General features: G+C 43.2%; 6 protein-coding genes. 2 read left to right on the top strand and 4 right to left on the bottom strand.

Going from position 1 to position 6,854, the window contains the following annotated elements; genetic code table 11:
• Nucleotides 1–739: YciI family protein (locus B3182_RS12385; RefSeq protein WP_292752958.1), on the bottom strand; the 739-nt coding region annotated here is incomplete at its 3' end.
• Nucleotides 740–749: 10 nt separating this feature from the next.
• Complete coding sequence (locus B3182_RS12380) at nt 750–1,187, bottom strand: YybH family protein (RefSeq protein ID WP_292358077.1); 438 nt, start codon at nt 1,185–1,187, stop codon at nt 750–752.
• Between the two features lie 336 nt (nt 1,188–1,523).
• Between B3182_RS12380 and B3182_RS12375 the strand changes: the two genes are divergently transcribed.
• Nucleotides 1,524–1,994, top strand: coding sequence for a type IV pilin protein (locus tag B3182_RS12375; protein ID WP_292358080.1), 471 nt, complete (start codon nt 1,524–1,526; stop codon nt 1,992–1,994).
• Between the two features lie 16 nt (nt 1,995–2,010).
• On the top strand, nt 2,011–4,827 hold the full coding sequence (locus B3182_RS12370; RefSeq protein ID WP_292358081.1) for an EAL domain-containing protein: 2,817 nt from the start codon (nt 2,011–2,013) through the stop codon (nt 4,825–4,827).
• 18 nt (nt 4,828–4,845) lie between these two features.
• Here the strand turns inward: B3182_RS12370 and B3182_RS12365 are convergent, their stop codons facing one another.
• Together B3182_RS12365 and B3182_RS12360 are read right to left on the bottom strand one after the other, a co-directional pair.
• On the bottom strand, nt 4,846–6,075 hold the full coding sequence (locus B3182_RS12365) for an RNA polymerase sigma factor (RefSeq protein WP_292358083.1): 1,230 nt from the start codon (nt 6,073–6,075) through the stop codon (nt 4,846–4,848).
• Between the two features lie 25 nt (nt 6,076–6,100).
• Nucleotides 6,101–6,769, bottom strand: coding sequence for an SDR family oxidoreductase (locus B3182_RS12360; RefSeq protein WP_292358085.1), 669 nt, complete (start codon nt 6,767–6,769; stop codon nt 6,101–6,103).
• Between the last annotated feature and the right edge of the window lie 85 nt (nt 6,770–6,854).

Genomic DNA, 6,854 nt, shown 5'->3' with positions numbered 1-6,854 from the left:
AGGGCATATGTACCATGCCGCCTTCGGCCAGTTGATTAAAGGTGATTTCAGCTTGCGGCTCGTCTTCAAAAGCAATCTGTACATGAAAACCTTGTGGTTTTTCAAACATGCCGGGTGGGCAATCTGATCCCATTAACATCCAATTGCCGACTTGGAGAGAGACATGCATAACCTTGTCAGCGAACTCGGCAGGCATGTCATCTGCCATCGGTGATTCGCCTCCGGTCATCATCATGACAATATCGCCACCTAACACCTCTGCATAAAACGCAAAAGCTTCACGGCAGTTGCCATCAAACAACAGATAAGAACTAGTAGAAAGTGGTTGTTTACGGATTTTTTGATCAAGCTCGATATGTTTTTGCAAACCCGGCCCATCAGCAAAATCACTCATTTCATAGAGTTGTCTGACTTCCAGTTCAACGTTGCCATCAGCATCTTCCACTGGCCAGCGTGTGGCCCAATCCAGAGCTTCCTGTATGGAGTTGACCTCAATAATAGTGTAACCGGCGAGTAATTCTTTGGTTTCAGTAAACGGGCCGTCAGTAATTAATGGCTTACCCTGCTGAAATTTAATGCGTGCTCCGTCACGGGTCGGTTTCAAGCCTTCCCCGGCTCTTAATATTCCAACCTTAGCCATTTGCATGTTGTAGTCGCCCATGGCCGATAATAATTGTTCACTGGGCATCACTCCTTTTTCAGTATCGGCATCGGCTTTACGTAAAATCATAAATTTCATGGTGTGCTCCTTACCAGGCTGATTCTGGTGTGAGATGAAACAGAGCGGCGCCGGATGCCATATCAAAAGGTAATGAAAAATGTTCGTGAATAATCAACCATTGGCCGTTACGTTTTTGATAAACCTGAGTACCGCGAATCCAGCCAACCTGTTCTTCACCAGTTTTTTCATCCATGCCACCACATTGATTCAGAAAAGCACATACCGCCAGCTCACCATCCTGATTGATATCAAGCTGGCCAATTTCAAATTTAGTCATCGTGCACAATTCCAAACAGTGCTGCCAATGATCTTTGTATTTTCTGCGATTGGTAAACTGTAATTCGGCAATCGCATCAAACGCTCGCACGTCTTCCGCATAAAAAGCCATGATTTGTTCGAGATCCTGGCTGATAACCGCTTTTTTCCAGTTTTCCAGTTGTTGTTCAACTTCATTTTTTACGTTCATATATTTCTCCTTGTTATAAGACTCAGAATAGTGGTCTTATCAACTAGTCGAATAAGAAAACGTAAAATCGACAGTCAGAAAAAATACAGATTTCTTTTTTCAAGCCGATAACTTAGCTAATTGTAATGTCTCGGCAAAAAGTATTAATTCAGGTTATAGCAGGTTTTTTTACCCGGTTAAACTGGCTCTGCCAGAAGGATTACAGAACACGGATTTGTGAACCAATACCATAATATAAGCAGCGTAGGTGCTAGCATTTAACGGAGTCTATCAGGGAAGATAATTCGATAATTACTAAGACAATCTAAAGAAGGATTTCCTGTGAGGCTAAAGAGGTTGAATATAACTTCACAAAAGGCAATGACGCTAATCGAACTGATGTTGGTGATTGCTGTACTTGGGGTCATCGTGACTATCGCGATACCCAGTTACCAAAACTATATTGATAAAACGAATAATGCATTGGCTGTTTCGCAAATTGTCACCATCCAATCCGTTATTGAACGTTACTATCTGCAAAATCAGCGTTATCCCGACAAACTGGATGATATTGCTGGCAGTTTACCTGACAATGGAGTTGATCCATGGGGTAACAATTACATTTATTTAAATATTGCTGATGATTGGCCACAATCAAGAGGGCCCTCCAGAAAAGATCGCAATATCAATCCAATTAATACGCAATATGATATCTACAGTATGGGAAAAGATGGTCAAACCCAAAAACAGGTATCTCAAAAACCCAGTCTGGATGACATTATATTAGCGCGCGACGGACGGTTTATAGGTTTGGCGGCTGATTTTTAGGCTTAAGAAATCATTGATGATAAAAAAAATGCCCCATCAGCGTAATAAAGTTGCTCGAAGGATTCTGTTGTCTTTTGTAGTTGCATCATTAATACCGGTCTTAGTTCTGGGCGTATTGTCTTTTCATCAAGTCAGTCAGCAGCTATATCAACAATCCTATGATGTACTGCAAAAAAGCAGTAAAGATTATGGCTTGCGATTAATTGATCGACTGGTATTGGCTGAAAGTGCCTTACGATTATTGGCAAATCGGATTGAACGCTCCAATAGAGGTTTACGCGATCAAAATTTATTTCGTGATCAGAAAATACAAAAACAGTTTAACGATTTAGCAATCATTACAGGCACTGGCCAAAGAGCCTCTTTATTGGGTGATACCCGGATGGTGCCTTATCTCACTAAGGAAGAAATCGAAGCCGTTCGCTCTGGATTAACCCTTATTAAAGCGGTTGATAGTGATGAGCTTGGAATTAAACAAATTTGGATCGCGTTAAATTTCAATGAAAAGACACCCGATGCCGGGATTTTAATGGCTGAATTACACCCCGAAGCCTTATGGGAAGTCGATAATATGGGCATCAATCAGCTTTTAGTGATGACAGAAGTAGGTGAATCCTGGTTCAGCTCATTACCAAACCAGTTAGTACCAAACCAATTATTAACCGAGCTTCTCGACAAATACAGCGGTAGTTTTAATCAAAATATTGGAGACAATGTCTACCTGGGTGGCTTCTGGCAGGCACCAATAGGCAATATGTTCGCCTCTCCAGATCTGATTATTGTGCACGCCCAACCAAAGTCTATAGCACTTAGTGCAATTGACTATTTCACCAAAGTGTATCCACCGGTTATTTTGCTGACAGTATTAATAGTCGCGTTTCTCAGCACCAAATTGATCGCCAAATACCTCTCCCCACTCTCCGCTTTAAAAAAAGCAACTGAACGTATTGCAGATGGTCAGTTTGATTATCAGGTTGAAGTAGACAGCAAAGACGAATTTGAAGCTTTGGCGGATTCATTTAATGAAATGACTCGACGACTGCGAAGCCAGTTTGAAATTCAGTCCACCATGGCAGAAATCGACAGACAGATCCTTTCTGTACTTAATGCAGATGAAATAGTGGAAACGGCTTTAAATCGTTTGCCCGGAATATTGTTCAGCGACCTGATATCGATTGCCAAATTTGATGCCGAAAACCGATTGCTCGTAGCGGTCCACACTCGTCATGAAGATCAGCATTATGATCTGGAGGAACAGTCGATTGCCATTACCGACGAAGATTTAGCTGAATTGCAGCAAAGTCAGGGGAGTGTGCTGGAAATTAACGAAAATAGGCTTTTACCGGTTTACCTGAAGATTTTAAATCTGGCCGGGAACTGGTTTTATCTGGTGATACCGGTGGTGGTGAATGGCCAGGTTGCAGCCTCCATCAGTTTTGCTTATCAGCAACCTAAAGTCATCGGCAATGAACTAAAATCGATTGCCAGAAGTTTTGGGGATCGTATTGCGGTGGCCTTATCAAATGCTGCCTGGGAAGAGAAACTTTTTCAACAAGCGCATTTTGATGGATTAACCGGCTTACCTAATCGTTTGGTATTAAATGAGCGATTGCAACAGGAAATAGCTCGGGCAGATCGTGATTCGAAACAATTAGCGGTGTTTTTCCTGGATCTGGATCGGTTTAAAAATGTAAATGATTCTCTTGGACATTCGGCCGGTGATGAACTACTGGTAAAAGTCGCCAAGCATTTATCTAACAGTATCCGCACCACTGATTTAGTGGTTCGCATGAGTGGGGATGAGTTTGTTGTATTAATAACCGATATAGACAATCCTGACCTTATCAACATGATCGCCAATAAAGTATTAAAAGCAGTGGATACAACGTCAATCGTGGCAGGTCAGTCAGTGAAATCCACTGCGAGTATGGGCATTGCGATGTATCCTGCTGATGCTGTTACTCCTGAAGATCTTCTCAAGTATGCTGATTCAGCAATGTATTATGCGAAAAATGATGGCCGGGCAAATTTTCGCTTCTATTCTGCGGATATGACCGAGAAAGCGCTGGAAAATATCAAGCTTGAACATGACTTGCGGGAAGCAATAAGTAAAGGCGAAATTGTCGTTTATTACCAACCAAAATTTGATAGTGATAAAAATATCATTGGTGCTGAAGCATTAATCCGTTGGAAGCATTCTGAATTAGGCATGATTTCGCCTGCCAAATTTATTCCTATTGCTGAGCAATCCATGTTGATTGTTGAAATTGGACGATGGGTACTTGAACAAACCTGTGAATTGATTAAATCATTTACTAACCTTGGAATTGAGCCGGTACCTATTTCAGTGAATATTTCCGGCGTTGAGTTCGATCGTCCTGACATTGTCCCCAATGTGGCCGAAATCCTTAAGCGCACACGAGTTAACCCTGATTTTATCGAACTGGAGCTGACTGAAAACGTTGCGATAGGTAATCGTGAAGCCTGCATCGAAAGAATGCATCAATTGAAAGCATTGGGCCTGCGACTGGCAATGGATGATTTTGGAACCGGTTTTTCCTCATTGTCCTATTTGCAGGATTTGCCATTGGATGTACTGAAAATTGATCAGCATTTTATTCGTGAGCTGGAAACCGGTATCAATAGCCAGGCGATTGTAAGAGCCATACTCGCTTTGGCGGATGGTTTACATATGCAGGTAATTGCTGAAGGGGTGGAGACGGAGTCACAATTAACATTCCTGCAGGACCATCAATGTAAATTCTTTCAGGGCTTTTTATTCAGCAGGCCGATTCCGGCAGCTGAGCTGGTTAAATTACTGCTAGATAAATAACACAGGATTCTTTTCGGTCTAAGAAGTTTTTACTGATAATTCAGCAAGACGTCGCTGCAAAAAACGTTGCTCCGGGCCTTGCTGAGTTAAAGCAAGCGCTTGTTGATAGGCCATTCGGGCAGCAGCAAATTGCTGCAGGCGTCGACATAAATCAGCTTTAGCCGCATAGATTAAATGATAGTTGTTGAGTTCACCTTCGGCCAGTAATTGCTCAATGGTGTCTAACCCAGCTTCCGGGCCCTGCAGCATGGCGATTGCTACAGCTCGATTCAACCTGACGACTGGGGAATCGGCATATTGCATAAGTGCATCATACAAACCCACAATCTGTAGCCAATCAGTCTGCTCGAAAGAGGGTGCCTCGGCATGCACTGCAGCAATAGCGGCTTGCAGGGTAAAAGGTCCAAAGCGTTGCGTTCGTAATGTCTGAATGACCAGTTTACAGCCCTCCCCAATTTGCTGTTGATCCCACAGCCTGCGGTCTTGTTCATCCAGGGTAATCAGATCGCCATTTGCATCCAACCGGGCAGAGCGCCTCGAATCCTGTAACAGCATTAATGCCAATAAACCGTCTACTTCCGGTTCAGGTAATAATTGGGCTAATAATCTGCCAAGACGAATCGCCTCACTGGCCAAATCATGTTTGACCAGCAACTCACCATTGCTGGCTGAATAGCCTTCATTAAAAATCAGATAGATTACCTGTAATACGGAGTGTAGCCGTTCAGCTAATTGATCAGTTTCAGGGACTTCATATGGAATACCGGCTTCACGAATTTTGTTTTTGGCGCGAACAATTCGTTGAGCAAGTGTCGTCGGTTTTTGAAGAAAAGCCCGTGCAACTTCCTCGGTTGTCATGCCACAGACTTCACGTAAGGTCAGGGCAAGTCGGGCTTCTTCAGCCAATGCTGGATGGCAACAGGTGAATATCAGACGTAATTGATCATCTTCAATCTGCTGTTCATTCGACTCATTCTCTTCAGCAACCAGCTCATTAATGACGGTATCAATGGAATAGTCAAAACGTGCCTGCCGACGCAATTGATCGATCGCTTTAAAACGTGCAGTGGATATCAGCCAGGCCCTGGGATTATCTGGAACGCCATCTATTTCCCATTTCTGCAAGGCAATCGCAAAGGCGTCATGCATGGCTTCTTCAGCCAAATCAAAATCGCCCAGTAAGCGGATTAATGTACTCAGAATCCGTCTTGATTCTGTTTGATAGATTTGATCGAGCAACAGCTTCATTTCGACATTTAATGGTTGGTCTGATTTAACCCAAGCGACCTTTAACCGATTTTATAAAAGCTTCTTGAATTGGCATGTCACCTTGATACAACTCTTCAATCTGATTAACGGTTTCTGAATGATCCAGACATTGTAAAATGCAGGCAGCGACATCGGCTCTGGAAATAACTTGTTGCTCCTGATCTGACGGGCGCACAGTGGTAATTTTCCCCGTTAACGGTCCATCAGTTAATCTGCCGGGGCGGAGAATGGTGTAGGGCAGGTGACTTTCAATAAGATGTTTATCGGCGAAATATTTGCAGATGTTATAATGCTTAATGGCCTTGGTGCCGTGTTCCGGGTCACCGGCATCCCGTGAGCTGACCATAACAAATTGTTTAATGGCATGTTGTTTTGCCTTATCAACCGCTTTACACGCACCCCATAAATCCACCAGAATAGTTTTATCGGCACCGGTTTTACCTCCGGAACCAGCCGTAAATACGACTTTATCGCAATCAGCAAAAGCGTGGTCTGGCAGATCAGCTTCGAGATCCGCTATTACAACATCAGCCCCCAATTTTTCAAATTCACCAGCCTGTTCTGGGTTACGCAGCATGACTTTCACCGGCATTTTCTGCTCGGCCATCATTTGAATTAATAGCTTACCTATTTGGCCATTGGCGCCAATGACAAGGGTCTGTTTATCTTGCATGTTTTTCTCCTGTGGCAGATTCACGGGATGATTCGGGTGAAAAGTGTCCTTCCGAATGCATATTAAAACAGAGTATGGCGGGTAT

The sequence above is a fragment of the Methylophaga sp. UBA4204 genome (genome assembly GCF_002379485.1).
In the GTDB taxonomy this organism is placed as follows: Bacteria; Pseudomonadota; Gammaproteobacteria; order Nitrosococcales; family Methylophagaceae; genus Methylophaga.
Note: the sequence above shows the minus strand (reverse complement) of the source record. Positions and strands in the feature narration are given on the sequence as shown.